The organism is Bradyrhizobium sp. 17 (genome assembly GCF_023073515.1).
Classification (GTDB): Bacteria; Pseudomonadota; Alphaproteobacteria; order Rhizobiales; family Xanthobacteraceae; genus Bradyrhizobium; species Bradyrhizobium canariense_D.
On record NZ_JADPJQ010000077.1, the window covers coordinates 1,852 to 2,523 of the forward strand.

1 protein-coding gene is annotated in these 672 nt (G+C 57.3%); it reads left to right on the forward strand.

Annotation, left to right across the window (positions count from 1 at the left end; translation table 11 throughout):
* Positions 1–672, forward strand: a 672-nt coding sequence (locus tag IVB13_RS15765; RefSeq protein WP_247489537.1) for an anthranilate synthase component I family protein, incomplete at both ends; no start/stop codon positions are given.

Here is a 672-nt window from a genome sequence, read left to right on the forward strand (position 1 = left end):
TGCATGGAATTCCAACTTCAGCCGTGAAGCATACATTGCGGCGGTACAGCGCGTCATCGACTTGATTCTGGCCGGAGACCTCTTCCAAGCCAACATTGCGCAGCGCTTCACGGCCAGGTTGTCGACTATATTCGATCCGCTCACCTTCTATCGTCAACTGCGGTCATTGAACCCGGCACCCTTTGGGGCCCTCCTGCGGTACGGAAAGCTGACCATCGCATCGAGCTCGCCTGAGCGATTCCTGAAGCTCGACGGAACAAAGGTCGAAACACGACCGATCAAAGGCACGATCGCGCGTTCGGCTGATTCCAACGAAGACCAGCGCCGCGCTAACGTGCTCGTTGCGTCCGAAAAGGATCGTGCCGAGAACATTATGATCGTCGACCTCCTGCGCAACGATCTATCACGTGTTTGCACTCCACATTCAGTCGACGTTCCAGCCCTGTGCGATCTCGAGTCCTATGCCTCAGTGCATCACCTCGTCTCCATCGTTACGGGTACACTCGCGGGAGACGAAGATGCGGTCACCCTACTGCGAGCTTGCTTTCCTGGTGGCTCCATTACGGGGGCGCCCAAGGTGCGAGCGATGCAGATAATTACGGAAATCGAGCGTGTGGCGCGCGAGGTCTATTGCGGGGCGATCGGTTTCATCGGCTTCAACGGGCAGATGGA